This window comes from Tuberibacillus calidus DSM 17572 (genome assembly GCF_000430685.1).
Taxonomy (GTDB): domain Bacteria; phylum Bacillota; class Bacilli; order Bacillales; family Sporolactobacillaceae; genus Tuberibacillus; species Tuberibacillus calidus.
This window is the reverse complement of the sequence record NZ_AUMM01000005.1, coordinates 20,327-46,580: the sequence shown is the minus strand read 5'-3', so window position 1 is coordinate 46,580 and position 26,254 is coordinate 20,327. Positions and strand designations below refer to the sequence as shown.

25 protein-coding genes are annotated in these 26,254 nt (G+C 46.2%); 6 read left to right on the top strand and 19 right to left on the bottom strand.

The window, feature by feature from the left end; translation table 11 throughout:
- Nucleotides 1–66: 66 nt before the first annotated feature.
- A complete protein-coding gene (gene citZ / locus H532_RS0102130; RefSeq protein WP_027724098.1) occupies nucleotides 67–1,185 on the bottom strand; it encodes a citrate synthase in 1,119 nt (372 codons plus the stop codon).
- A gap of 204 nt (nucleotides 1,186–1,389) precedes the next feature.
- Here citZ and ytvI point away from each other — a divergent pair, with 204 nt between their 5' ends.
- Nucleotides 1,390–2,529 carry a sporulation integral membrane protein YtvI gene (gene ytvI, locus H532_RS0102125; RefSeq protein ID WP_027724097.1) on the top strand — a complete coding sequence of 380 codons (1,140 nt, stop codon included), beginning with the start codon at nucleotides 1,390–1,392 and terminating at the stop codon, nucleotides 2,527–2,529.
- 36 nt (nucleotides 2,530–2,565) lie between these two features.
- Here ytvI and H532_RS0102120 read toward each other — a convergent pair whose 3' ends face one another.
- The 6 genes from H532_RS0102120 to dnaE form a co-directional block, all read right to left on the bottom strand.
- Nucleotides 2,566–2,982, bottom strand: coding sequence for an acyl-CoA thioesterase (locus H532_RS0102120; protein ID WP_027724096.1), 417 nt, complete (start codon nucleotides 2,980–2,982; stop codon nucleotides 2,566–2,568).
- Between the two features lie 55 nt (nucleotides 2,983–3,037).
- Nucleotides 3,038–4,792, bottom strand: coding sequence for a pyruvate kinase (pyk, locus tag H532_RS0102115; RefSeq protein WP_027724095.1), 1,755 nt, complete (start codon nucleotides 4,790–4,792; stop codon nucleotides 3,038–3,040).
- 17 nt (nucleotides 4,793–4,809) lie between these two features.
- Nucleotides 4,810–5,769 carry a 6-phosphofructokinase gene (pfkA, locus tag H532_RS0102110; RefSeq protein ID WP_027724094.1) on the bottom strand — a complete coding sequence of 320 codons (960 nt, stop codon included), beginning with the start codon at nucleotides 5,767–5,769 and terminating at the stop codon, nucleotides 4,810–4,812.
- 82 nt (nucleotides 5,770–5,851) lie between these two features.
- Nucleotides 5,852–6,817, bottom strand: a complete 966-nt coding sequence (gene accA / locus H532_RS0102105) for an acetyl-CoA carboxylase carboxyl transferase subunit alpha (RefSeq protein WP_027724093.1) — start codon at nucleotides 6,815–6,817, stop codon at nucleotides 5,852–5,854.
- Between the two features lie 12 nt (nucleotides 6,818–6,829).
- On the bottom strand, nucleotides 6,830–7,666 hold the full coding sequence (gene accD, locus H532_RS0102100; RefSeq protein WP_027724092.1) for an acetyl-CoA carboxylase, carboxyltransferase subunit beta: 837 nt from the start codon (nucleotides 7,664–7,666) through the stop codon (nucleotides 6,830–6,832).
- Nucleotides 7,667–7,820: 154 nt separating this feature from the next.
- Nucleotides 7,821–11,162 (bottom strand): DNA polymerase III subunit alpha, encoded by a 3,342-nt coding sequence (gene dnaE / locus H532_RS0102095; protein ID WP_027724091.1) that lies wholly within the window; start codon nucleotides 11,160–11,162, stop codon nucleotides 7,821–7,823.
- Between the two features lie 289 nt (nucleotides 11,163–11,451).
- Here dnaE and H532_RS0102090 point away from each other — a divergent pair, with 289 nt between their 5' ends.
- From H532_RS0102090 to H532_RS0102080, 3 genes are all read left to right on the top strand, one after another.
- Nucleotides 11,452–11,781, top strand: a complete 330-nt coding sequence (locus tag H532_RS0102090; protein ID WP_027724090.1) for a YtrH family sporulation protein — start codon at nucleotides 11,452–11,454, stop codon at nucleotides 11,779–11,781.
- 2 nt (nucleotides 11,782–11,783) lie between these two features.
- Nucleotides 11,784–12,290 carry a sporulation membrane protein YtrI gene (gene ytrI / locus H532_RS0102085; RefSeq protein WP_027724089.1) on the top strand — a complete coding sequence of 169 codons (507 nt, stop codon included), beginning with the start codon at nucleotides 11,784–11,786 and terminating at the stop codon, nucleotides 12,288–12,290.
- A 155-nt stretch (nucleotides 12,291–12,445) separates the two neighbouring features.
- A complete protein-coding gene (locus tag H532_RS0102080) occupies nucleotides 12,446–12,625 on the top strand; it encodes a YtzJ family protein (protein ID WP_027724088.1) in 180 nt (59 codons plus the stop codon).
- A gap of 57 nt (nucleotides 12,626–12,682) precedes the next feature.
- Here the strand turns inward: H532_RS0102080 and H532_RS0102075 are convergent, their stop codons facing one another.
- Nucleotides 12,683–13,615: a DHH family phosphoesterase gene (locus H532_RS0102075; protein ID WP_027724087.1), complete on the bottom strand. Its 933-nt coding sequence runs from the start codon at nucleotides 13,613–13,615 to the stop codon at nucleotides 12,683–12,685.
- A gap of 108 nt (nucleotides 13,616–13,723) precedes the next feature.
- On the opposite strand from H532_RS0102075, the gene H532_RS0102070 reads away from it, so the two are divergent.
- A complete protein-coding gene (locus H532_RS0102070) occupies nucleotides 13,724–14,038 on the top strand; it encodes a YtpI family protein (protein ID WP_027724086.1) in 315 nt (104 codons plus the stop codon).
- 10 nt (nucleotides 14,039–14,048) lie between these two features.
- Here H532_RS0102070 and H532_RS0102065 read toward each other — a convergent pair whose 3' ends face one another.
- Entirely contained in the window at nucleotides 14,049–15,353 is a 1,305-nt protein-coding gene (locus H532_RS0102065) for a DRTGG domain-containing protein (protein ID WP_027724085.1), read from the bottom strand.
- 139 nt (nucleotides 15,354–15,492) lie between these two features.
- Nucleotides 15,493–16,173, bottom strand: a complete 681-nt coding sequence (locus H532_RS0102060; protein ID WP_027724084.1) for a metal-dependent hydrolase — start codon at nucleotides 16,171–16,173, stop codon at nucleotides 15,493–15,495.
- Nucleotides 16,174–16,524: 351 nt separating this feature from the next.
- Here H532_RS0102060 and H532_RS0102055 point away from each other — a divergent pair, with 351 nt between their 5' ends.
- Nucleotides 16,525–17,625, top strand: a complete 1,101-nt coding sequence (locus H532_RS0102055) for a M24 family metallopeptidase (protein ID WP_245566387.1) — start codon at nucleotides 16,525–16,527, stop codon at nucleotides 17,623–17,625.
- A gap of 628 nt (nucleotides 17,626–18,253) precedes the next feature.
- Here the strand turns inward: H532_RS0102055 and H532_RS0102050 are convergent.
- The 9 genes from H532_RS0102050 to thiI form a co-directional block, all read right to left on the bottom strand.
- The gene (locus H532_RS0102050; protein ID WP_027724082.1) at nucleotides 18,254–19,015 is read right to left on the bottom strand and encodes an SDR family oxidoreductase; all 762 of its coding nucleotides are present in this window, start codon (nucleotides 19,013–19,015) and stop codon (nucleotides 18,254–18,256) included.
- Nucleotides 19,016–19,317: 302 nt separating this feature from the next.
- A complete protein-coding gene (locus tag H532_RS20170; protein WP_155994946.1) occupies nucleotides 19,318–19,467 on the bottom strand; it encodes a hypothetical protein in 150 nt (49 codons plus the stop codon).
- A gap of 282 nt (nucleotides 19,468–19,749) precedes the next feature.
- Nucleotides 19,750–20,256, bottom strand: coding sequence for a MogA/MoaB family molybdenum cofactor biosynthesis protein (locus H532_RS0102040; RefSeq protein ID WP_027724081.1), 507 nt, complete (start codon nucleotides 20,254–20,256; stop codon nucleotides 19,750–19,752).
- Nucleotides 20,257–20,360: 104 nt separating this feature from the next.
- On the bottom strand, nucleotides 20,361–21,335 hold the full coding sequence (locus H532_RS0102035; RefSeq protein WP_051263077.1) for a class I SAM-dependent methyltransferase: 975 nt from the start codon (nucleotides 21,333–21,335) through the stop codon (nucleotides 20,361–20,363).
- A 347-nt stretch (nucleotides 21,336–21,682) separates the two neighbouring features.
- Nucleotides 21,683–22,177, bottom strand: coding sequence for a GerW family sporulation protein (gene ytfJ / locus H532_RS17605; RefSeq protein ID WP_038111329.1), 495 nt, complete (start codon nucleotides 22,175–22,177; stop codon nucleotides 21,683–21,685).
- Complete coding sequence (locus tag H532_RS19380; RefSeq protein WP_051263076.1) at nucleotides 22,150–22,791, bottom strand: DUF2953 domain-containing protein; 642 nt, start codon at nucleotides 22,789–22,791, stop codon at nucleotides 22,150–22,152. Before H532_RS19380 ends, ytfJ begins: the two co-directional genes overlap by 28 nt.
- A 112-nt stretch (nucleotides 22,792–22,903) precedes the next feature.
- Nucleotides 22,904–24,478 carry an acyl-CoA synthetase MbcS gene (gene mbcS, locus H532_RS0102015; protein WP_038111328.1) on the bottom strand — a complete coding sequence of 525 codons (1,575 nt, stop codon included), beginning with the start codon at nucleotides 24,476–24,478 and terminating at the stop codon, nucleotides 22,904–22,906.
- A 289-nt stretch (nucleotides 24,479–24,767) separates the two neighbouring features.
- Entirely contained in the window at nucleotides 24,768–24,971 is a 204-nt protein-coding gene (locus H532_RS0102010) for an alpha/beta-type small acid-soluble spore protein (RefSeq protein ID WP_027724078.1), read from the bottom strand.
- Nucleotides 24,972–25,052: 81 nt separating this feature from the next.
- Nucleotides 25,053–26,252, bottom strand: coding sequence for a tRNA uracil 4-sulfurtransferase ThiI (gene thiI, locus H532_RS0102005; RefSeq protein WP_027724077.1), 1,200 nt, complete (start codon nucleotides 26,250–26,252; stop codon nucleotides 25,053–25,055).
- Nucleotides 26,253–26,254: the final 2 nt, after the last annotated feature.

Genomic DNA, 26,254 nt, shown 5'->3' with positions numbered 1-26,254 from the left:
AAAATGTGTTTCTTTTCAGGTCATTAAGTTTTTTACGCATTGGCGCCGTTTGTCAAAAAGGTCGCCTTAGTTACGGTCTTCGAGCTTCACATATTCGCGCGCTTCCGGACCGACATATTCCGCACGCGGACGAATCAGACGGTTATCGGAATATTGTTCAAGAATGTGGGCCAACCATCCTGATACGCGGCTTACGGCAAACACCGGTGTGAAGATGTCATGTGGGATGCCGAGGCTGTGATAAACCGATGCGGAATAAAAATCAACATTCGGCAAAAGCCCTTTCTTGCTTGAGACAAGTTCTTCAATTTTTTCGCTCATTTCATACCATTTAGGTTCTCCGGTAATTTGCGTCAATTGACGGGACATTTCTTTAAGGTGTTTAGCGCGCGGGTCGCCAGTTTTATACACGCGGTGACCGAAGCCCATAATTTTTTCTTTCTTTTCAAGTTTATCGTTGATATAGGCTTCGACATTGTCAACGCTACCGATTTCGCTCAGCATTTTCATTACCCGTTCATTGGCACCACCGTGAAGCGGACCTTTTAACGCACAGATCGCTGCGGTAATACCGGAGTAAATATCGCTTAACGTACCGACGGCAACACGTGCGGTAAAGGTTGATGCATTAAATTCATGATCGGCATGGAGAATCAAGGCTTTATCAAAGGCTTTGACTTCCACTTCATTCGGTTCGCGATCAAACAGCATATACAAGAAGTTAGCAGCGACACCAAGATCTTGGCGGGGTGCAACAACCTCTTTGCCATCGCGAAGCCGGGTGAAAGCGGCGACAATGGTCGGTACCTTAGCCTGTAGGCGTAGCGCTTTTCTTTTGTTCGCTTCATCGCTCATGTCATCGGCTTCACTGTCGAATAAACCGAGAGCGGAAACAGCCGTGCGCAAAATGGCCATAGGATGAACGTTTTTCAGTGGATAGGATTTGATTTGTTCAATCAGTTCATTCGGAATGGCGTATTCACTAGCAAGTTCTTTCTTAAAAGCCGCCAATTCCTCTTTATTTGGAAGTTTATCGTTCCACAATAAATAGACGACTTCTTCAAACGTGGCATAGTTTGCCAAATCGTCGATATTATAGCCTTTATACCTAAGAACGCTATTGACAATGGAACTAATCGCCGAAGTTGCGGCGACAACCCCTTCTAAACCCTTGGTTGCTGGCATCCCAATCTCCTCCTTAATCTCAACATTTAAAGTGGCGCCTTCATTTTTAATAAAAATCGGGCTTTTAGTCAATGGAACGGTAGAGTCCACATACAATTATAAACAACTGGGAACTGTTTGTGAATAAATATGGATGGTTCCCACCCTCATCAAACGCCTACCCAGACGGTGACCGACTTGAAAAATGGACAAGGAGGATCCGCAGTGAACGATTCCCATTCATTCTTTCTCATTAAATATTTAACCATTTTTCTACGTTTTTCTTTTGTATTGGCCATTATTATTGTGTTCACGGCGCTCTCTTACTATGTTTTAAAATATGCCTATCCGTTCGTTATCGCCCTGATACTCGCCATCCTCATCCAACCCTTTGTCGCATGGTTGGAACGCCATCTCAGAATGCCGCGGGCGTTTGCCACCCTCATTGTCATGATGGCTGGTTTAGCCCTTATGGTCGGGACAATCAGCCTTATTTCCGTGGAAATGATCAGCGGCTTGTCCTATCTCATCGACCGCTTGCCCGTTGCCATGCAATCGGCAATAACGTTACTAAATGGTTTTATAACCCACCACTTTTTTCCGATTCGAGAAAAAATGATCGATTTCTTTTATACCATGAATGATAGTCAAAAAGCCGCCCTTCTCCACCATATCGAAAACGTCAATCATGAGATGATGGCTTTGATCACGACAACTGGGACAAATGTCTTGCGGCAATTGATGGATATGATTCTTCACCTTCCGAACGCCATTGCTTTATTGATCATTATCTTTATGGCAACGTTTTTCATTTGTAAAGATTGGCATCGGATTTCCAACTATCTTCACAGAAGGCTTTCGACAGCCATTCACTCGACATTACTGCAAGTTTTCAATGACTTTAAAGAAGCTGTCCTCGGCTATATGCGGGCGCAGCTGGCATTGATGTCAGTAACCTGTGCGGTTTTAATGATTTGTTTATCGATCCTGCGCGTGCCTCATGCGTTTACCGTGTCCCTTCTAACGGCTGGAGTTGATTTTTTGCCTTATATCGGAACTGGGGCCGTGCTACTTCCGTGGGCAACATATGCGTTTTTATCCGGACAAGCACCGCTTTCTTTTTATTTGGCGGTCATTTACCTATTACTTGTCGCCATTCGACAGCTCCTTGAGCCAAAATTACTGGCGACATCCATCGGTTTAAACCCTTTGGCTGCCTTGGTTTCCGTTTTCGTTGGTTTTCAAATCTTCGGCTGGGCGGGCATAATGATCGGGCCGTGGCTTGTCGTATTCCTCAAATCGCTGTCCCATGCGAATGTCTTCAAAACTGCCTGGACGTTTATCGTCGGATCTTCCGGGAAATAAGAAAAGGTAGACTCATGAGGGGTCAGACCCCAACTTTTAGCTTCTCATGCTGTCTAAGATTTTTTGATGTAAATCCGGCCAATGTCGGCTTAACTTTACCGGACGCATGTCTGTTGTCGTCCAGCAATGTTCCGTAAATCCTTCGGCTAACACCGCCCCGTCTTCATCTCGGATGGCCTTATAATGAAATTTTATCCTTACACCGTTATATGAGTGAATGCGGGTTTCAATCGTCACCAGATCCTCGTACTTAGCCGGCGCTTTATAAGCGACTTGAACGCCGATGACTGGCAGGTAAAACCCTTCCTGTTCAATCTCACCGTATGACTTGTCCAAGGCGCGAATATAATCCGTACGTCCGACTTCAAACCATTTGACATATTCGCTGTGGTGAACGATTTTCATTTGGTCGGTTTCGCTGTATCGGACCCGCAATTTCGTCTCCGACTTCATCCCTTATCCTCTCCTTTTCCGTAAAAAAGAGAAAGGCGAAACCTTCCTCTTCGCATTACAATACTTTGGCGTGGCCGTCGTAGATATGACCACGTTCTGCGTCCACCGTGATTTCTTGACCGGTTTTTAAAATGGATGTCGCCTCCCGAACCCCGACAATGGCCGGAATGTCTAGGCTGACACTGACGACTGCACCATGTGAGGTTAATCCGCCTTCCTCGGTAATGATCGCACTTGCCCGCTCAACAGCCGGCATCAAGTCTTTATCAGTCGCCCGCGTGACGAGAATGGCGCCGTCCGGCATATTGCGGTTGGCGTCCTCTGCGTTATTCGTCACATAGACAGCCCCGCATACCGACCGCTTGCCAATTCCCTGACCTTTGGCCAAAACTTCTCCAACGACATGGACTTTTAAGAGATTCGTCGTACCCACTTCACCGACTGGCACGCCCGCTGTGATGACAACGAGGTCTCCGTGGTGCACAAAGCCCGATTTCAATGCTTGGTCGACGGCCGATTCAAGCATTTCGTCGGTTGAAGTAGCGGTTTTCCCCAATACTGGATATACTCCCCAGAACAGAGTCAGTTTCCGCAGCGCTTCCTCGGTGCTTGTGACAGCTAAAATTAATGCTTTCGGGCGGTATTTCGAGACGACTTTAGCGGTATGACCGCTGACGGTGGCCGTGATGATGGTGGAAACTTTTAATTTTAAAGCAGTATTTGTGACCGCTTGTCCGATGGCATCGGTGATGGTCGTTTCACTATCACGACTTCGTGTTTCGTAGAGTTCCCGATAATTCAAGGCTTGTTCGGTTCGAAAAGCGATGCGGTCCATCGTTTTCACCGCTTCGACGGGATATTCACCAGCCGCCGTCTCCCCAGACAGCATGATGGCATCCGTCCCATCAAAAATTGCATTGGCCACATCACTCGCTTCGGCACGGGTTGGCCGCGGATTTCTTTGCATGGAATCCAGCATTTGCGTCGCCGTAATAACGGGTTTACCAAGGGCATTGCATTTTTTAATTAACATTTTCTGTACAAGCGGCACTTCTTCGGCGGGAATTTCAACGCCTAAATCCCCACGGGCGACCATTAATCCGTCGGAGACGCTCAAAATTTCATCAATGTTTTCAACGCCTTCTCTGTTTTCAATCTTTGGGATGATCATGATATGTCCGGCATGATTTTTCTCCAGCAATTCACGAATCTCGAGAACATCTGACGCCCGACGAACAAAAGATGCCGCAATAAAATCTATGCCTTGTTCAATGCCAAAGAGAATGTCTTTGGCATCTTTCTCGGTAATTCCCGGTAAATTGACGCTGACTCCCGGAACATTGACGCCTTTTTTGCTTTTCAGCTCGCCGCTATTCAGCACTTTAGTGACAATTTCATCATCGGTTCGGCTTATGACTTCCAATTCGATTAAACCATCATCTAATAAAATTTTAGAACCGGGATGAACGTCTTTGGCTAACCCCGAATATGTAACCGAAATTTTTTCCGCGGTGCCTTTCACCTCTTTCATCGAAATGATGAGCTGTTGTCCGGCATTGAGAACGACTTTTTCCTCCGCCATGTCTCCCGTCCGAATTTCCGGTCCTTTTGTATCCAATAAAATGCCTACGGTTTTACCGGTCCGTCTCGCTGCCTCTCGGATGTTGGCGATGCGCGCACCATGTTCTTCGTGGTCGCCGTGAGAAAAATTCAACCGGGCGACGTTCATGCCGGCATTCATTAATGCCACGAGTTTATCTACCGATTCACTCGCCGGACCGATCGTACAGACAATCTTTGTCTTTCGCATAAAAGGAAACCTCCTCGTTAAATCGATAACTGACTCGCAATTTGAATAAGTGTCGGATCAATGTGATGATGGCCGGTCAGAATTTGCTCAATATCGCAGGCGATGATTTGATTTTGCCGGATACCGACCATTTTCCCCGCTTCGCCGTTTAATAAAAGCTCAACAGCTTTAGCGCCAAGGCGGCTTGCAAGCACCCTGTCGCTCGCTGTCGGACTACCGCCACGCTGAATATGCCCTAGCACGGTGACGCGCGGGTCGATGCCGGCTTTTTCTTTCAATTGTTTCGCGACATCGTTTGCCGAGCAAACACCCTCAGCCACGATAATGATGCTGTGCCTCTTTCCGCGGGCATGTCCCTGTTGGATTCTTTCAATGACTTTATCAACGTCTGTCGGGGATTCGGGAATTAAAATGGACTCGGCACCACCGGCCATACCTGCCCATAAAGCGATATCACCCGCATCTCGGCCCATCACTTCAATGATAAAGGTACGGTCATGGGATGTCGCCGTGTCTCGAATTTGGTCTATAGCATGGATCACGGTGTTTAAGGCCGTATCAAAACCGATTGTAAAATCCGTGCCCGGGATGTCATTGTCAATGGTTCCGGGAATGCCGATGGTGGGAAACCCGGCTTCAGTCAGTTTAAGAGCCCCGCGAAAGGAGCCGTCACCGCCAATGACAACAAGAGCTTCGATACCGTGCTTTTTCAACTGTTCAATCGCTTTTTTCCGACCAGCTTCGGTTTTAAATTCCTCGCTGCGGGAGGTATATAAAATGGTGCCGCCGCGATGAATAATGTCACCGACGCTGCCGACATCAAGTGGTTTAATCTTTCCTTCGATGAGTCCGGCATAACCTTGGTAAATACCGTATACTTCAAGCTGATGATAAATCCCTGTGCGAACGATGGCGCGAATGGCTGCGTTCATTCCCGGAGCGTCGCCCCCGCTTGTCAAGACACCGATTCTCTTCAACTTTTTCACCTTCTATATAGATTGGTTTTAATAGAGTAAGGGTCTGAAGAAAAAGTGCCTTCCACAATGGAAAGCACATTCTTCAGACTTTGAAATCGTTTACAACAGCATATTCACCCAAATTGCGATATTTTTTAAGTCGGTTTTCGACGAGTTCATCGGGTGAGAGTTGTCTTAATTCCGCTAAATGTCTCGATAGAAAATCATCAATGATGGCAGCTTGTTCAGCCGGGTCGTGATGGGCGCCGCCTTTGACCTCCGGTATCACTTCATCAACAATATGCATTGCCTTTAAATCCGGTGCCGTAATTTTCATGGTGACGGCTGCGCGTTCGGCAAGTGATGCGTCTCTCCATAGAAGAGCAGCGGCGCTTTCTGGCGCAATCACAGAATACCACGAATTTTCAAGCATGAGCAGACGGTCACCCACACCGATGGCGAGTGCCCCGCCAGAAGCACCTTCACCAATGACAATACAAATAATCGGCACTTTCAGCCCCGCCATCTCGAACAAATTGCGGGCAATCGCTTCGCCCTGCCCGCGTTCTTCGGCTGTTTTACCTGGGAAGGCGCCTTTCGTGTCGATAAACGAGATAATCGGCCGGCGGAATTTTTCTGCTTGTTTCATCAACCTGAGCGCTTTCCGGTAACCTTCAGGGTGGGGCATGCCAAAATTGCGGCGGAGATTTTCTTTCGTATCCCGCCCTCTTTGCTCGCCGATAATCGTGACTGGGGTCCCTTTATATCTGGCAATGCCGCCAACAATGGCTTGATCATCACCAAAAAGACGGTCTCCGTGGCATTCGATGAAATCAGTGAAAAGATAAGGAATATAATCCAATGTCGTCGGGCGTTCCATATGACGGGCAAGTTGCACCCGATCCCACGCCGTAAGGTTCCCATATGTTTTTTCTTCCAATTCGGCAAGGCGCGCTTTCAAGCGTCCTAACTCATCCGATAGATCCAGATCTTTGTCTTCCATAAAGCTTTCAAGTTCTTTAATTTTCGCCTTTAATTCAATGATCGGTTTTTCAAATTCTAAGTCCACGCGTCTTCCCCCCTATGCGTGCAGAGACAATATGGTGGCCAGGGTCGATTTGAGATCTTTACGGTGAATCACCTTATCCAATTGGCCATGCTCGAGTAAAAATTCAGCGGTCTGAAAATCATCGGGCAGTTTTTCACGAATGGTTTGTTCAATAATTCTTCTGCCGGCAAAACCGATTAACGCCCCCGGTTCTGCAAAATTGTAATCGCCGAGTGAGGCAAAGCTTGCGGTCACCCCACCTGTTGTCGGGTGCGTCATCACCGTGATGAATAAACCCCCGCCGTCACTAAACCGTTTTAATACCGCACTTGTCTTAGCCATTTGCATGAGACTCAGCGCCCCTTCTTGCATGCGCGCTCCGCCCGAAGCGGTAAAGACGATGACGGGCAAGTGATGGCGTTCGGCATATTCGATCGCCCGTGCCATTTTTTCACCGACGACAGAGCCCATGCTGCCCATTCGAAAACGCGCATCCATGACAGCAATGACGGTCTCATAACCGTCAATCTTCCCTTTTCCCGTCACAATCGCTTCATTTAAATTCGTTTTTTCGCGATCTTTTTTCAATTTTTCTTCGTAACCCGGAAAACCGAGCGGATTTTCCGAAATGAGCTCACGATCAAACTCGGTAAAAGTACCTTCATCCATTAACATGGCCAAACGTTCCGGAGCTGTCATCTGATAATGGTATCCACAATTTTGACAAATAAATAAGTGCTTTTGTAATTCTTTTGTATACATGATTTTTTTACAGCTCGGGCATTTTTTCATAATACCTTCCGGAACATCTTGTTTGGCAACTTGTGCGGGAACAGTCGCATATCTTTTTTTCTTTTTATTAAATAACACGTTGTGTCACCTTCTTTCCCCTCTCAAGCTCTTTGACGGGGTTAATCTTTCTTTCTGAGGAGTTGGAACCGAAATGGGGTCTTCCCACGCCGACTTCCATATTATCCATATGACCAACCTATTATAACAAACATAAAGGGAGGATTAAAACGAATTATGTGCGCAAAATGACATTAGTGCTCCCAAGCAATGCCTTTAATTCATTCAAGCAAGCAGAAGACGGATTAACGGCTAGATGCTGGGATAATTGCACCGTCTGTTTTTCGGCTGCGTAATACAGGAATACATTCGTCGTCCCTTTATGTTTTTCCAAGCAATCTTTCACGTGCCTAAGCAATTCGCCTGTGCCGACTTTTGACGGAATGCGTAAAAATAACTGCTGAGGGATCGTGATGCTTTGTAAGTCTTCTATTTTTTGAATGATGACCTGCTGGTCGTCTTCTGTGGTCACTGTACCGGTGACCACAACGAGGGCACCGTTCTGAAACAGCCGCATATTTTTTTCGAAAACGTTCGGAAAGGCGACCGCCCGGATGCTTCCCGATGGGTCATTGAGCACCATCGTCCCCATCTGACGGCCGGCTTTTGTGCGCAATTGTCGAAATTGGTCAATCATGGCAACGGTTTTCACCGGCCCTTCTTGTTCGCGAACTTCGCGGACGGTCAATGCTCTAAGCCGCTTGATGAGGCGACCGAATGCTTCCAACGGGTGGGCTGTTAAATAGAACCCGAGCGCTTCTTTTTCCAATGCTAGTTTTTCATTCAACGTTAAAGGCGGCACATCGGCATAAACCGGCTCCGTTTCATTTTCAAAACCGAACGTGGATTGCTTTGGATCACTCTCGCGCGCTAGAAGCATGGCGCGGTCCAGTGAAGCGAGCAACACGGCACGGTCCACACCAAATTCATCCATGGCTCCTGACGCAATCAATGCCTCATATGTTCTGCGATTGACGTGGAATCCGACTGTCCGTTCACAAAGGTCAAATAAATCCCGGTACGGGCGGGTTTCCCTTTCCTTTAATAAATCTTGGATAGCAGCCGTACCGACGTTTTTGATCGCCGAAAGCCCATAAAGAATGCCTTCGGAAGTGTTTTTAAATTCGGCAGCACTTCGATTGATGGATGGCGGTAAAATTTTTATGCCTTTTTGAATGAGTTCATAGCGGTATTCCGCTAATTTTTCCGGGTCGTGCATGACACTCGACATTAAAGCGGTCATAAAAGCCTTAGGTTCATGGGCTTTTAAATAAGCAAGCCGATAGGCGATCATGGTATAGGCGACGGAATGGGACTTATTAAAACCGTAATCAGCGAATCGAACGATCCAGTCATATAGCGTTTTCGCAACATCAAGGGAGTAACCATTCTTTAGACAACCGTCAATAAATCGGCTTTCTTCGCGTTCCAGTATGTCCCTTTTTTTCTTAGAAACCGCCCGCCGCAAAATGTCGGCCTCCCCTAAACTGTAACCAGCCGCGATTGAGGCAATTTGCATGATTTGTTCTTGATAGATAATGATCCCATACGTTGATTTTAAAATAGGTTCCAAATCCGGGTGCGGGTAGCGAATCGGAATATTTCCGTGTTTGGCCGCGATAAATGTTGGAATGTTTTGCATCGGCCCCGGGCGGTTTAAGGCATTAACCGCAACGAGGTCATCGAATGTCGACGGCTTAAGCTGCCGGAGAATGCGGCGAAGGCCTTCCCTTTCAAATTGGAAAATTCCCGTTGTATCCCCCGAACTTAAAAGTTGGTAGGTTAACGGATCATCGACTGGAAAGGCTTCGGGGTTCGGCCGCACCCCTTTTTCCTGTTCGATGAGATCCAAAATTTCTTCGATCAAGGTTAAATTTCGGAGGCTGAGAAAATCCATTTTAAGAAGTCCGAGGGCTTCCAAAACTTCCATCGGAAACTGCGTGACGTAAAGCCCTTCCCGTCCTTCAGCAAGCGGGACGAGTTCGGTCAGTGGTTCACGGCTGATGATGACGCCTGCCGCATGTATGGATGGATGCCTCGGCAAACCTTCCACCAAACGTGCCAAACGAAAGAGGGTTTGTGCTTCTTTTTCCTTTTGGATCAGCTCTTGCAAAGGCTTCGACTGTTTGTAAGCTTCTTTCAAGGTGACGCCCGGCTTTGATGGGATGTACCTCGAAAGGCGATCAATCAATGGAATGGGAAGTTCCAACACCCGGCCGATATCGCGAATGGCCGCTTTAGCAGAAAGCGTTCCAAACGTGCCGATTTGTGCCACCCGTTCATTTCCGTATTTTTCATGGACGTAAGCGATCACTTCGTCACGGCGATGATCGGGAAAATCAATATCAATATCAGGCATTGACACGCGTTTCGGATTCAAAAACCGCTCAAACAGCAAATGAAATTGAAGCGGGTCGACATCGGTGATGCCGAGCACATAGGAGACGAGACTGCCGGCAGCCGATCCTCGGCCGGGGCCAGGGCGAATGCCGTTCTGCCTGGCAAAACGGACGACATCCCAAACGATTAAAAAATAATCTTGAAACCCCATTTGGTTAATAACGCTTAGCTCATCATCCAGCCTTTTCCTGATCCTGTCATCCATGTGGCCGAAACGCTGCCATACGCCTTTGTAACATAATTCTTTTAAATAATCTGCCGCCTGATATCCTGAAGGCACGGGGAATTTCGGAAAGTGATAGTTCCCGAATTCAAAGGACACTTGGCACCGCTCGGCAATGACTTCGGTATTGCGAAGCGCTTCGGGATAAGCGGAAAAAAGCGCGTCCATTTCGGCACCACTCTTTAAATAACGGTTTGTCTCACCCCCCATGTCTTGAATGTCTTGCAAAGAACGCCCCGTGCGAATCGCTGTAACGCATTGATAAGCGAGGGCTTCTTCTTCGGTTAAATAATGGACATCATTGGTCGCCACAAGGGGAAGGCCGCATTGCTCGGCAAGTGTTACCGCACGTAAAATCAATTCCCGATCAGCTAAGCGCCCGTGATCTTGAAGTTCAACATAAAAGCGCCCCGGAAAAAGCGCCTGATACTCGCGTGCGATGCTCGCTGCACTTTCGAAGTCCCTAACGGCAAGCTTTCGTTCAATTTCCCCTTCAGGACCCCCAGAAAGGGCAATGAGCCCAGCCGTGTAGGGTTTCAGCTTTTCTCTTTCCACGGCTTTCATGCGTTCCGTTTGTATCATGGTACTGATTTTCACGAGATTTTGATAGCCGTCTTTGTTTTCAGCCAGCAGGATGAGGGACGCCCGTTCTGTTTCCCGTCGGCGAGGATGGTTTTCCTTTTTCCATAAAGGCACTTCCATTCCGATCACCGGATGAATGCCGCGGGCAAGGCAAGCCTTATAAAATGGAATGACACCGTAGAGAACCCCTGTATCTGTAATCGAAAGCGACCGCATGCCTAATGCCGCGGCTTTCGCAACGAGCCGATCGATGCGGCAAGTGCTGTCCAATAAACTATATTCACTATGTACGTGCAGATGCGTATAACCCATGGGCTCACCCCAAATGGCTAATGTTAGACAAGACGTTCATAAATGCTTATCTCTATTATAAAACATCCGCATCTTAAAGAAAACTTGGCTCCGCTAAAGAAGGCAGGGCCTAGAGTGCCGTTATGCTGGTCAATTGCAAAACTTGACTTTACTAAGCCTTTGAGTGGTGTCAACCTCAGTTCGCCTTATGTTAGCCTAAAAAATGCGATCCCCGCATTCCAGTAGAACGGGAAACCGGAATACTCTCCTTTCTTGTCCCATATGATGATAGCGATGGGAGGCAATAGAGATGGACATGGAAACCTTCGCCAAAACGGCAACGATGAATTTTTTTATCGCTTTTGGCGTCTTAATTGGCGGCTGTATTGTTGGCGGGATCGGTGCCTTTTTAATCAGCAAACCCCCGCTTTTTGCGATGAATGAATTAGTTGATAAACTCAAGATTTGGGCAATAGTCTCAGCGATTGGCGGAACGTTTGACGCCATCAATGACTTAGAAAAAGGCTTTTTGGAAGGAACGCCAAGCGAGGTTATCAAGCATTTATTACTCATCGCCTCTGCCATGGTCGGTGCCCATACCGCATCCATCATCATTCATTGGTTGACACAGGAGTCTTAGCGATGCGCATTCCGCCATACTATAAATATCCCGCTTGGCAAAGGTTTTTTGCCGGTTGTGCGGTCGGTGCGATTATCGGTTTTTGCTTTTTCATCCTCCTATATGGCATGGCCCAAGAACGGCAGATCGATAAAATTATGGAACAAGAAACCATCATTAAAGATTTGAAAGATAACCTTGAGGTTTTAAGGGAAAGCAGCGAAAAAGAAAATGAGGAACTTACGAAACAGTTGACCATTCAGGAAGTGAAAGTGTTCGTCGACGAAGGCAAATTTTCTTTGAACCATTTAGTCAAACTTGACTTGGAACAGGCCCTCGCTTCACAGCTTAAAATTCTCATCAACAAAAGGATTGAAACCGTCGGCGATAATGATCAATTAATTTTTCAAGCCATCGAAGGCCATCCCTTTACCGTTGAAGATAAGACGTATACTTTTAAAATCAAAAGCCTGATCATCTTCTCCACCGTCAAAATCACGGTTTTGCTGACAGGTGTTAAAGAGGCTTAAATCTTTGCCATCATCACCATTAAATCAGCAATATTTCCATTGACATTTTTTCGTAAAGATGTTTTTACAAATTTTTGACGATTGGGCACTTTATCAGACAAACGCGCATTTTTTTTTGTAAAATAGCTTTAGACCAATTTTGTGAGGTGATTGTTATGATCATTAATCGCCGCGAAATTGCTAAAGCGAAATTACAATTACTTGAAGAGGGCTTTTCAGCCTATACGGATTCCCAAGAGGTCGCTCGTCTTTTAAAAAGGGAATTAAAGAAACGAAACATGGAAGCAATAGAAGATCAAACATCAATAGGGTATTGGTTTTACCCTGTTAAATAGAAGTAAAGAGGTTGATTTCAGAAAGCCGCATCCTTTCTGTATCAACCTCTCTTCTTTTTACTTATTTAAACAGAGTTCTGTTAGGTCTTTGACCACTTGATCACAAGCTTCCCATGAATAAACCGTCGCTCCCGCAGCCAACGGGTGCCCGCCTCCATTGTATTTGGCCGCAAGCGTATTGACCACAGGACCTTTGGAGCGGAGGCGCACCCGGATTTGGTCGGCTTCTTCGATAAAGAAAACCCAAGCTTTTATTCCTGTCACACTTGAGAAGCTGTTAATTAAAAGAGAAGCACTTTCCGGCGTTACGCCAAAACGCTGCATCAACTCTATAGGGATCCGCATCTGGCCGACACCCGCCTCATTTAATTCAAAATGTTCCAGCACATAACCGTTCAGCCGCATAAGGGGGAGGGGCATTTCATACATGCGGTCGTGAAGCGTGTTGCGGTCGAAATTTTTTTGTATCAGCCGGCTTGCGGTTTCAAACGTCTTCGGCGTCGTATTGTTATAAAGAAACCTACCGGTATCTCCGACGATGCCAGCATAAAGAAGTCTCGCTGCATCTTCAGACAGCGTGAGGTCCGGCCGCATCTCATAGAGGGAAGCGATCATTTCGGAGACAGAACTCGCATTTTCATCCACCCACATCAGGTCGCCATAAGGTTCGACATTGGGATGATGATCGATTTTTATCAAAAACCGACCCTTTCGCCAGCGGTCATCACTGATGCGCGCTTGGTTAGCTGTATCACAAACGATGACTAATGCATCATCATAGGCGCTGTCCGGAATATCATCCATCGTGTTCAGATAAGCCAGTGATGGAACATCCTCACCGACGACATAGACGTTTTTATCCGGATAATGATCTTTGATCAACCGAGCGAGCCCGCCTTGAGAGCCGAGCGCATCGGGGTCGGGCCGTACATGGCGGTGAATAATAATCGTCTGAAAGGCTTCGATCTGTTTAAAAATTTCATCAATCATCAGTTCATTCTCCTATCTACTCACAATCACTTGTCCATGAAGGTCGCATTCTTGGACAAAAACCGCTAAAATTAAAAGCGAACGCGATGCCGACCTGGAGGTGACACTGTGCCCACATTCATCATACTCATTATCTTATCTTTTGCCATGTTCATCTACTATCGCATTCGAGCTTGGCAAATTCACGCCCCTTATAAGAAAAAATGGACTGTGACAAAAGCCAATATGGGGCTTGGAGCTTTTATGTTTTTCTTTGGTTTAAACCGCTTGTTTATTCAAGCGTCCGCTCTTTCAGCCATTGTATGCGGCGTTTTCATTTTATACGGCCTCTTTATTATTTATTACAGCATAAAAGCGTACCGCTATTACTGGCCAAGGATGGTGGAGGAATCCCGCCGCTCGGTTACCTCAAACGGACAATGACGCCATGTCATCAGTAACGATCGATAAACTGCGCCAGTACAAAAGCTTTGCCGACAGCTTGGCCGTTATAAAAGATTTCAACATCCACTTTACCATATCGGCGCGTCGCGTCTAAAACTTTCGGTTGGATTTCCACAATGCTTTCAATTTGGATTGGCTTAATAAAGTAAAGGGTGACATTTTCGATCACAAGGTCACCTTTTTTTTGTTTCCTGAGCAACCGGATCGCAGCCGTAATGACGACCGTTGTGACGACCCCTTGCGAGAGCACGCCAAGATGGTTGGTCATCTGCGGCATGACTTTAAAAGAAAAACGGTCATCATCCATTTCCGTCAAATGCGCCGTAATCAAATCATCGATCGTTTCCCCGACTTGTGGCTGGCGTTGCATCATTTGTAATGCTTTTAACACATCCTGCCTCGTAATAATGCCGAGCAGTCTCTTCGCATCATCAACCACTGGCAAACATTCAATGCCTTCCCAAATCATCATGTGGGCGCAACTTGCCAAAGACGTAGTCATCCCCGTTGTGATCGGATCCTTCGTCATCACTTTCTCAATCGGCACCTCATCGTTATGGCCAATGATGTCTTTGGCGGTGATCATGCCTTGCACCCGATTTCTGTCGTCAATAACAGGATAGCGGCTATGACCGGTTTCCTCATTGAGCTTGCGAAAATCGCGAATGCTGTCGCCAAGCGCCAAGACATTTGTCCGCTCAAAAGGAATAAAAATATCGGCAACGTGAACAATTTCTTTTTTGATTAACTGATCATAAATCGCGCGGTTGATCATCGCCGCGGTGGTAAAGGTGTCATAAGTCGTTGAAATGACGGGCAGACTGAGTTCATCGGCAAGGCGCTTGACAACGTCTGAGGCATCGAACCCGCCCGTGATTAACACAGCAGCGCCTGCTTGTAAACCATACTCGTGCGCTTTATCCCGATTACCGACGATCAAAAGTCCCCCAGCTTCAACATATCGCATCATATCTTCCAACCGCATGGCTCCGATGAAAAAGCGGTTCAACGTTTTATGTAAGCCTTCCCGCCCGCCGAGAACTTGTCCGTCAACGATATTGACGACCTCGGCAAACGTTAATTTTTCAATATTACCCTTGTGTTTTTTCTCAATGCGGATGGTCCCGACCCGTTCGATCGTGCTGACATACCCTTGATTTTCCGCCTCTTTGATCGCCCGATAGGCCGTCCCTTCACTGACGTTTAATGTCTTGGCAATTTGACGGACGGAAATTCTATGACCGACTTCCAAATTTTCGATATACTTAAGAATTTGTTCGTGCTTGGTCGACAAAACCTTTCACCCCTTTTCCATCACTCCAAGCGGGTGCTTTTTCTTTCAAAAAAATTCAAAAGGAAGCGGACCACCCACGGGTCCGCCGTCATTTCTAGTAAGTATCACGTCTGATTGTCAATTGGACTCATTAAGCGCCTTACAGTTCAAGACTCTCTCCGGGAGCGAGTTTCACCCCTACACCATTCAGTTTGGAAACAAATTCATCCGGGTCTTGTTGAATGACCGGGAACGTGTTGTAATGGATGGGCACAACCTTTTTCGCTTGAATCCAATTCGCCGCAATGACCGCATCATCCGGCCCCATCGTAAAATTATCGCCAATCGGTAAAAAGGCAAGATCAATGTCGTGTTTCTCACCGAGTAATTTCATATCGGAGTAAAGCGCGGTATCCCCCGCATGATAAATCGTTTTCCCGTCAATGTTTAAGAGGACGCCACCGGGCATGCCTGTATAAATGATTTGCCCATTTTCATCCGTATAACTTGAACCGTGAAAAGCGATAGTATATTGCAATCGGCCGAAATCAAAATTGTACCCGCCGCCAATGCTCATCGCGTGTGCTTTTAATCCCTTACCACTAGAGTAATCCGCCAGCTCCGCGACGGCAATGATTGTAGCGTCATGTTTTTTCGCCAAATCAAAAGCATCACCGACATGGTCGTTATGGCCATGAGTCAAAATGATGTAATCCAATTTCGGCAGTTCATCTGGTCCAATTGGAGCAAGAGGATTGCCGCTGAGGAACGGATCAATAATTAAATTTTTTTCACCGGTTTCAATCAGGACCACAGCATGTCCCAAATATGTAAGTTTCATTCGCCCATCTCCCTTTATCCGAATTTAAATTCTATTAATAATAATACCGAAGCCATTCCATCAATTTCAATAAAAACCATGCCAGCCGTTAAAGCAATAAAACGTTGCGATTTCACTTTTTGCCCAACGTTTTCTCATGGTGGGAGCTTAAAAACGTCGTGCAAAGGTGCTTGGACTTAAGAATCGTGCCTGACATACAGTCCGATAGCTTTTTTATACTGCTATAAAAAAACTTGGCTCTTTCCCTTCTCATCTCAATTTTTGTCCACCTGAATCATCCGTAAAGCATTTTGACGCGCACTGTTTTATAATATGTAAGAGTAGATGTATAGCACAATGGGAGGGATGATGGTGCAACACCGCTTAGAACGGTTTGCCGAATGGGTCGGACGCGAACACATTGACTTTGCTTTTTTAAGCGACCCTAAAAATGTTTTTTACTTTACAGGTTTTAAATGTGACCCACATGAAAGATTATTAGGTCTATTCATCATACCGGGAAAAACGCCGTTTCTCGTATGTCCGAACATGGAAGTTACCCGCGCCGAAGAGGCCGGTTGGACAAGCGAGATTATCGGCTATGACGATGACCAAAACCCGTGGCATCTGATCCAAAAAGCATTAGCCGGCCGCGGTATATCCAGAAAAGTAACGGTAGCCATTGAAACCGAGACGCTGTCCTTTGCCAAAGCTGAACAACTGCGAGCTTTGTTTGATGATGTCCGTTTCGTCTCGTCGGAAGAAGCCATCCTCGCGCAACGGTTAATCAAGGGACCCGATGAGCTGGAACATCTGAAAAAAGCGGCTGAACTCGCTGATTTTGCGATCAATATCGGAAAAAATGCTATTAAAAAAGGAAAAACCGAACTTGCCCTCGTAGCAGAAATTGAATATGAGGTCAAAAAACGCGGGGCAGAAGGCATGTCGTTTGCGACAACTGTTCTTACAGGTCCAAAAAGTGCCTTGCCGCACGGCACACCAAATGATCGGCAAATTCGCGAAGGTGATTTCGTTCTGTTCGATCTCGGCGTTGTCGTCAATGGCTATTGTTCGGATATTACGCGGACGTTTGTCTATAAACACGCAAGCAAAGAACAAGAAGCAATATATGAAGCCGTACGGAAAGCCAATGAAGCAGCTATTCAAAGCGCAAAACCCGGCGTGCGCATTGGGGATGTCGACTTAGCCGCGCGACAAGTCATTCAAGACGCAGGTTTCGGCGACTATTTTACCCATCGCGTCGGACACGGATTGGGCCTTGACATCCATGAGGCACCTTCGATGAACAGTCAGAACACAGCGCTATTAAAAGCTGGTATGGTGTTTACAATTGAGCCGGGCATTTATCTGCCGGAAGTCGGCGGCGTCCGCATCGAAGACGATGTTTACCTCGATGAGACCGGCCCGCTCGTTCTGACAAGTTTTCCTAAAGAGCTGCAAATTATTGAATAACGTCAGCTCCTGATTTACTAGAGCCTAAAATTTGCGTAAAAATTGGGTTTGTGCTTATTTTTGGTCGCTTTTCGGTTTGAAATTGTGCATACGCTCCAGTTTTTTACATATCAAGCTATGGTTTTCCATTTACTGGAGCGTCTGCGCATTTTTCAATACCTTGAACCTTAAAATTGCGCAGAAATCGGGTTTGTGCTCATTTTTGGTGGCTTTTCGATCTGAAATTGTGCATATACTCCTGTTTTTTACAGTTTTCACACCCGTTTTTCCATTTACTGGAGCGTCTGCGCATTTTTCGCCCGCTAGAGCCTTAAATTTGCGCAGAAATCGGGTTTGTGCTCATTTTTGGTGGCTTTTCGATCTGAAATTGTGCATATACTCCTGTTTTTTACAGTTTTCACACTCGTTTTTCCAATTACTGGAGCGTTTACTCATTTTCCGCTTGCTGAAGTCTCAAAAGTGCGCAGAAATCGGTTTTTGCTCAGTTTTGGTCACCGATCGATCTGAAATTGCGCATATACTCCAGTTTTTTTACAGCTTTTGTCCTTGCTTTTTTCATTTACAGGAGCGTCTATTCATTCACCTGAATGAGCAAAGTATAATTTCCTTGGCTCTTCCTAGCGTTACACTAGCTTCTCATTCGGTTGATGACATCTTTTCCGCCGGTCATATCCACAACGGCTCCGGTAATCATTTCCGAATCTTCCGCGCATAAGAAAAGAATGGTGCGGGCGATGTCTTCTCCTGTAACAGACCGTCCGATCGGCGTCCTTTTTTTCCGATCCTCCCGAGCCATCGCTATCGTTGCTTCTTTCATGTCATCTTCAATTAATCCCGGTAATACCATATTGGCGGTAATGCCGTATGCCGCTTCTTCTAAGGCAATTGTCCTCGTTAAAGACACCAAGCCGGTTTTTGCCGAAGCAAATGGTCCTCTATGTATCCATCCCGGTGCCACATCAGCATTTTGAAAACCATATGTAATGATGCGTCCAAAGTGTTGTCGTCTCATGATCGGCACAACCTTTTTTACTAGCCGAAAGACACTGGTTAAATTGCCGTTGATCATTTCGAACCATTCGTCTTCACTGTAGTCAATGATTGGTTTGCGTGTAAAAACAAAAGGACCAGCATTATTGATCAGACAATCGATCCGCCCAAAACGCCGATAAGCCCCTTCTACCAATGCATCGATATCTTCTCGGCGGGTCATATCGCCTTTTATTACTTGCAACCGATCCTGAGCTGCTTCCCATTTGGTTTTTAAATCGACAACCGCCTTCTCGTCGCTTCGATAATTGACGGTCACGGCATAACCTTTTGCCAAAAAAGCTTCTGTAACCATTCGGCCGAGTCCTTTGCTACCAGCAGTTATAATAGCATGTCGCACTATACCCCTCGCTCCCTGTTTTTTGACTATTATAATCCCATAAAGCTTGAGTCGTAAATCAAAGACCATTCACGTTCGGACAAGTGTAGGGTTATGAAGACATGAAGTTGGTCTCCCAACACAACTTGAGGGGGCGCGTTTCTGTAGGTATTCTCGTGATCATCGACTTTTTACGTATCCGATGGCTACTGAAGTGTGCAAACCAACATACCACACGAGCGGCAAAAAGAAAGGGCATCCAAACGAATGGAGCCCTCCCCAGCGCTTTTTCATCACGCCGAAAAAATTCTGTACCGCCACGACTATTGGCTTGTGCTTTCCTCTTTTTCAGCGATAAGCTTTTCATTCTCTAGTATGCGATCAATGACACCGCTTTGGTAAGATTCTGTAATTTGCTGATGGACGATTTTTTCACCTTCCGGATCGTAATGAACGTTTTTGTGGTCAGCCATCATTATCCCTCCGTATGTTTAGTGGCAAGCCTTATTCATAGTCTGCTTCATTATGTATAGGGATATGTAAGAGTATGGCGAAGCTATTAGCATGGCGGGATCTTTTGAACGTTAAAAGCTGATGGATGAAAGCTGAACCTTCTCCGATGGCGTGTCGTGTCCTATCGCCTTCAGCCCCTCGATCCATCTCATTACATTTTTAGAGAAAAATGGCATATAAAAACCGGCCATTTTCCGCAAATGACCGGATTCCGTGAATATAAGAGTTTTTTCTCTTAGGATCTACTTGTGGAGTTCGTAAACGACATGAGCGAGTTCCGGTAAAATGAGCTTCGTCATGGCGAGGCGCACCGCCCCACTTGAACCAGGCATCGAAAAAAGGACTTTGCCTCGGCTCGTTCCGGCGCTAGCCCGGCTCATCATCGCACTCGATCCGATGTCCTCTGTGTAACTCAACATCCGGAACAATTCACCGAAACCCGGGATCGTTTTCTCGAACAAAGCTTCAACAGCCTCGATCGTGACATCTCTCTTGGCGATTCCAGTACCGCCATTCGTTAAAATCACATCGATGCCGTCACGGTCAAGCCAAGCGTTTAGGGACGTTAAAATCGCATCCTTTTCATCTTTAACGATTTTCCGGTCAACGACATGGTGGCCGGCTTTTTGGAGCATATCGATGATAAGCGCCCCGCTTTTGTCCGTTTTTTCATCCCTCGTATCACTGACGGTTAACACCGCACAATTTACTGTTTTTTGAGCTTGTTTTTTATGTTCATGAACACTCATAAGGCGATCCTCCTGGTCCAAAAGCATGAAAAAACACCGGCTTAAGTCCGTTGTTTATCCGACACCGATTGCCCTCTCATCGAATGGGAAAAATCGGCGGATGGTTATTGACCATCAGAAAAATTTTCGCCGAACCATTGATTTATGCGGCTCATCATCGCGGTCATTGCCTCGCGGTTTTTGAAACTTGGCAATTCGGCTAGTAATGCTTGCCGAGGAGTTTTTACCCCGTCGCCTTTTTTGCGCAATAATAAAAGGCTTTTAGCAAAATCGGCATGACGAAACATGGTTTTTGGAAGTTGCAAAATCCCGAGGACGATTCCCGCCTCTTGAATGACCGCATGGAGCAAGCGGTCATTGTCCATCGCGAATAAATCGTTCGGAATAATAAAAATAAGAAATCCGCCCGGTTTGGTATACGAAAGTGCTTGTTCGATCATCAAAAATTGGCTTAAAGGCTTTTCCGTCGTTGCCGTCTTAAAGCGCTTGGCATTCTCCTTGTCGTAATAAACACCATAAGGCAGATCACATAGAACAATATCTACCGGGTCGATGAGTAACGGCCGGAGACTGTCTTGGCGATAAAGCTCTACATCGTGTTGCTGCAAATTGACACTAGATAGAGCAAGTTTTATCAATAGTTCATCAACATCGACACCCTGGGCTTGTCCGTACTTTTTTTGGGCATGATTCAAGACACAAGTCAAGAGATTCCCTGTTCCGACTGCCGGATCCAAAAGTGTCCAACCGTCTTTTAAAGGGAATTTGTTGACGAGGTAACTTATAAATAAGGCCACGGCATCTGGCGTCATTTGATGTTGTGGTTGAGACGCGTTTTTCATCCCTTTGAGAATCGAAAGCTGAAGGGCTTTTCTTACTTGTTCAGCACTCGTTTCTAAACGGTAAAGCCTTTTGTAAAGCGTCTGCAATTCCCGCTCGATTGCCTCCGGGTCTGTCTTTTCCCAAACGATGTTGTCTGCCGTCATCACAAGTCCCTCTAGATACGGGACATCGGTGTGCTTGGCAATTTTCTCAGCTGAACGGTCCAATACGTCAAACCATTCGTGAACGACATCCATGGCCATTCCTCCAATGAAAACTTATACCACCATCTTATACAACAAACGAGGTTCCTTCAAAGATTTTACTGTTTGAGCTGCTCGGACACCTGTTAGGGCAAAAAAAAAACGGGCTTAACCATCACTTTGGCAGATTTTCATGGTAAGCTCTAGATTTTTCGTTTTTCTGGAACAGATGCTGATCAAGGCGGCTTTCCTCGCTAAAAAACGGGCATAAATGCCGTTCTGGACGTTTTCACGGCTAGTTCTGCATGGTCATCGTGCCCGCTCACGATTTTTGCCTTTTTAACCTCAGTTCTTCCATATAGCATGTGTATAAAAATAAAAAGCTGATCGCAAAACAGCAATCAGCTGAAATAGTCCTCTTGTTCTTGGTTGGTTTTCCGGCGGGTGCCGCTGCGGCCATTTTGTGCTTCACTGCCTTGGCTCTTCATCTTTTTTGAACCGTTTAACATATTCTGGATTTTATCAACAACCTGCGGGGCAAAATCGAGCATTTTTTCATAAATATGCGTGCTGTTATCCAAATGAATGGTTTTAATACCGTGCGGTCCGACGATTAAAAAAGCAATAGGGGTAATCGATACACCGCCGCCCGAGCCGCCGCCAAACGGCAAGCCAGATCCCCCTTGACTGGAATCGCCTTGGGAATTGCCATCCGATTGACCGGACATGAATTCACTGCCGCCCGCCGCAAATCCGAACCCGACTCTGGAGACCGTTAAAATAACATTGCCGTCGGGTGTTTCGATCGGGTCGCCGATGATTGTGTTGACATCCGTCATCTCTTGCAGGCTCTCCAGCGCCGTCTTCATTAAGCCTTGTATTGGATGTTCTGGCATAGTCGTTGCCTCCTTTTCCATCTTTTAGCGATCCGGTAGACTGCGAGGATAGTTTTCCCAATACGGAAACTGATCATGCACGTAAAATGCGTACTGAATGCCCATCCTTGAAAGACAGGGCGCACATCCATGATCGGCCTTTCCACTTGCTTTATACGGTTAAACAAAAAAGCCATAATCTGACCCTTTATTGCCCAAATAACCCCACTGATAATGGCCGAGAGCTGAGCATCATCCAAACCTATCGTTGTCGCCCATTTGATTTTATGGATGTGGATCATGTTTAAAAGCTTCCCTAGCGCTTCGAGATCATATTTTATGTAAGTGGGTATGGCCACCTTTTTGCGGGCTGAAGTCGCCTCCGCCTTATCTTCCGCGTATGTTCCGTCGTCGGCTTTGTTTTTAATAAAGCGTGAGGTGTCGACCGCTATGTCAGAAAATGAAAACGTTGTGAGGCGTAATTTCCATAAATACAAGGAGACTTTCAAATCAAGATGAAAATCAATCACTTTCACATCTATATAGACATGCATTAGGCCAAAGATAAAGAAAAGGACAATGAGGCCGAAAAGCGTGAGGATGATGATAGCGGCTAGTAACTGTATGACGGCCACCCCCTTCCCCTACTCTTATCATCAACCGGAAACCAAAAATTAAAACATTAAAATGTCCATAAAAACCAAAATGTTCCGTCGCAAGTGTTCGACGGAACATTTGAACAATGATTTATTGAGCTTGGTTTTCGCGCGCCCTGAGCTCGACGCGGCGAATTTTTCCGGAAGTCGTCTTTGGAAGGTCATCGACAAATTCCACTTTTCTTGGATATTTATACGGTGCCGTCAATGTTTTCACATGGTCTTGCAGTTCCTTGACGAGATGGGGATCCGATTTGTCATCGGGGTTTCGCAATACGATAAACGCTTTCACCACATGCCCGCGATCCGGATCGGGGCTCGCCACAACAGCGCATTCCTTCACTTTCGGGTGCTTAACTAAGGCATCCTCGACTTCAAAGGGTCCGATTGTATAGCCCGCGCTGATGATAATGTCATCGCGGCGCCCTTCAAACCAGAAGTAGCCGTCTTTATCCTTTCGGGCGCGGTCACCTGTAATGTAATATTCTCCTCTGAATGCTTGCGCCGTGCGTTCTTCATCTTTATAGTACCGTTTAAAAAGGGCTGGGGTGCTGATATGAACGGCAATGTCACCGACTTCTCCGACATCCGCAGCATCGCCGTCTTCCGTAATGATTTCAACGCGGTTTCCCGGCGTTGGTTTGCCCATGGAACCAGGTTTCGGCACCATGTCTTTCTGCGTGCAGACAATTAACGTGTTTTCCGTTTGGCCGTAGCCGTCGCGGACGAGAACGTTGAAATGCTTTTTAAAGGTCTCGATGACTTCGATGTTGAGCGGCTCACCGGCGGATACGGCACTGCGCAAATGCGGGAGCTTGTAATCCGCGAGGTTGTCAACTTTTGCCATCAAGCGATATTCGGTCGGTGTACAACAGAGCACATTGATATTAAAGTCCTGTAAAATGCTCAAATAACGGACTGGGTCAAAGGGCCCACCATAGACAAAACCGGTTGCCCCAGAACCTAATGTAGAGACGAAAGGCGACCAAACCCATTTTGCCCATCCAGGACCTGCTGTCGCCCAAACTGTATCCTCAGGTTGAATATCAAGCCAGCTTTTGGCAGCTGTTCGTAAATGCGCATAGGCCCATGCGTGAACATGAACGACCCCCTTCGGATTTCCCGTCGTTCCGGATGTATAGGAAATGAAGGCCATATCATCTTTTTGCGTCTGTACGGCTTGAAAAACATCCGAATGGGTTTTTAATAATTCCTCATATACAATCCAGTCGGAAGACGGTGCTTTGCCGACGACGATTTTAACCGCTACGCCAGTGAGGTCAGCGTCATGAAAGTTTTTGGTCAGTCGTTCATGCGTTAAGATCGCGCGAGCTTCCGAATGATTTAAGCGATAAGTCAAGTCTTTGGGACGGAGCATTTCCGAAGATGGGATGATAACTAGTCCCGCTTTAAGGGCAGCAATATAGGCAACATATGTATCGATCGCGCGGGGCATCATGATGAGAAGACGATCACCTTTCTCTAGTCCTAGAGAGGTCAAGCCATTAGCTAAACGATTAGCTTTCTTTATCAATTCAGAATAGGTCATGGTGACCAACGTGCCGTCAGTCCCAAGATATTTCAAAGCCAGCTTGTCCGGGTCTTGCGCATGTTTTTCGATTTCTTCCGTCAGGTTGTAAAATTCGGGTGCGACTAAGTTTTCCACGAACCAATTCCCCTTTCTTATTCGTCTTTCCTCACCTTCCATTATACGAAATCCATATAATTTTTTGAAGATTAACGGCATAGGGAATTTTTGTAAGTTTTTGTCGATAAAAAATAAAGAAGATAGCTTTTCTATGTCTTTTAAGGCGATAGCAGAACCTTAGTTATCCGTATTCTTGCCTGATTAAAAAGCCCAGTGCAAGCCTTTTAAGGGAAGGCGAGCGACTCGTCGTATAAAAAAAGAGAGTGGCCCGAAAGCCACTCTCAGCCATGGTTTATTCAATTACATATTAGAAGGTACGGCCGCCGGCAAGTTGTTGTTGCGCAGCTGCAACGAGACGTTTCGTGATTTCACCACCGACAGAACCGTTTGCGCGAGAAGTCGTGTCAGGACCAAGTTGTACACCGAATTCTTGGGCAATTTCTTGTTTCATTTGATCAAGAGCTTGCTCTACACCAGGAACCAAGATTTGATTGCTGTTGTTGTTAGCCATATTGTCTCACCTCCTTGTGTACCTATAGAATGACTCACAAGGGGTGAAAACATGCAGTATTCCTTATGGTAATTATTTCTTTTATAACAGCGAACTCAAATCATCTTGAATGCGTCCGACATCGACGGTTTCGATGCCACCGATCGCCTGATCCACCAACTCAGAGACCGAAAGATATGCTTCAAAACGATTGGCGTGTGCGCGGTCGGGTTTTGTTTTCGGTTGCCTCGGCAAAAAGAGCGTACAGCAATCTTCATAAGGCCGAATGGAAATCTCATACGTGTCAATTTTTTTAGCGATTTGAATAATGTCTAATTTATCCATCGCAACAAGCGGACGAAGCACCGGCAGATTCGTGACTTCATTGATGGTATTCATGCTCTCGAGCGTTTGGCTCGCAACTTGCCCAAGGCTTTCACCGGTAACTAAAGCGAGCGCCCCGCGCTTTTCTGCCACTTTTTCCGCAATGCGCAACATGACGCGGCGCATGATCGTCATTCGATAATTCTCAGGCACATTGTCCCGAATCGCAATTTGCGCCTCGGTGAAAGGGACAATATGGAGTTTTAGATCAACAGCCGCATATTCCTGCAACTTTTCCGCAAGATCCACCACTTTTTGTCTTGCTCTGTCGCTTGTATATGGCGGGCTGTGAAAATGAATGGCTTCTACCGTTGCCCCGCGGCGCATCATTTGATAAGCCGCAACTGGACTGTCAATGCCGCCGGATAAAAGCAAAAGAACTTTCCCTGCTGAACCGGCCGGCATACCTCCTTCGCCGGCAAAGGTTTTTCCATAAATGCGCGTTTTTGTATTTCTCACTTCAATTTTTATTTCCAAATCGGGATGATGCACATCCACTTTTAAGTGTTCGGTATTTCTAAGAATAAAACTTCCCACTTTATGGTTTAATTCCATGGAATTGATGGGAAATTGTTTGTTATTGCGCTTGGCGGAAATTTTAAACGTGCGCGCTTCGGCGTTTTCGGCACGCACGACTTTTAAAGCAGCTTCTTGAATTTTTTCTAAATCGTTTTCAACGGAAATGGCACAGCGCATGGAGTGGATGCCAAACACATGGCGAAGCCGTTCCGCCACGTCCTCAGCGGGTCGGCCATTTAGAGCAACTTCGATATGGTCAAAATGTTTTTTGATGTCTACATCAGGAAATGGTGCCAATTGTTTTTTGACATGTTTATAAAGCAAATCGGTAAATGAATTTCGGTTTTTTCCTTTTAAAGCCATTTCTCCAAATGTTAAAATCATCGAATCATATTGCACGG

Bases quoted from the DNA above. Each gene is read 5' to 3' on its own strand.
- citZ (WP_027724098.1), bottom strand. From the start codon at position 1,185: ATGCCAGCAACCAAGGGTTTAGAAGGGGTTGTCGCCGCAACTTCGGCG.
- H532_RS0102120 (WP_027724096.1), bottom strand. From the start codon at position 2,982: ATGAAGTCGGAGACGAAATTGCGGGTCCGATACAGCGAAACCGACCAA.
- pyk (WP_027724095.1), bottom strand. From the start codon at position 4,792: ATGCGAAAGACAAAGATTGTCTGTACGATCGGTCCGGCGAGTGAATCG.
- dnaE (WP_027724091.1), bottom strand. From the start codon at position 11,162: ATGGGTTATACGCATCTGCACGTACATAGTGAATATAGTTTATTGGAC.
- H532_RS0102090 (WP_027724090.1), top strand. From the start codon at position 11,452: ATGGACATGGAAACCTTCGCCAAAACGGCAACGATGAATTTTTTTATC.
- ytrI (WP_027724089.1), top strand. From the start codon at position 11,784: ATGCGCATTCCGCCATACTATAAATATCCCGCTTGGCAAAGGTTTTTT.
- H532_RS0102080 (WP_027724088.1), top strand. From the start codon at position 12,446: ATGATCATTAATCGCCGCGAAATTGCTAAAGCGAAATTACAATTACTT.
- H532_RS0102075 (WP_027724087.1), bottom strand. From the start codon at position 13,615: ATGATTGATGAAATTTTTAAACAGATCGAAGCCTTTCAGACGATTATT.
- H532_RS0102060 (WP_027724084.1), bottom strand. From the start codon at position 16,173: ATGAAACTTACATATTTGGGACATGCTGTGGTCCTGATTGAAACCGGT.
- H532_RS20170 (WP_155994946.1), bottom strand. From the start codon at position 19,467: ATGGCTGACCACAAAAACGTTCATTACGATCCGGAAGGTGAAAAAATC.
- H532_RS0102040 (WP_027724081.1), bottom strand. From the start codon at position 20,256: ATGAGTGTTCATGAACATAAAAAACAAGCTCAAAAAACAGTAAATTGT.
- H532_RS0102035 (WP_051263077.1), bottom strand. From the start codon at position 21,335: ATGGATGTCGTTCACGAATGGTTTGACGTATTGGACCGTTCAGCTGAG.
- ytfJ (WP_038111329.1), bottom strand. From the start codon at position 22,177: ATGCCAGAACATCCAATACAAGGCTTAATGAAGACGGCGCTGGAGAGC.
- H532_RS0102010 (WP_027724078.1), bottom strand. From the start codon at position 24,971: ATGGCTAACAACAACAGCAATCAAATCTTGGTTCCTGGTGTAGAGCAA.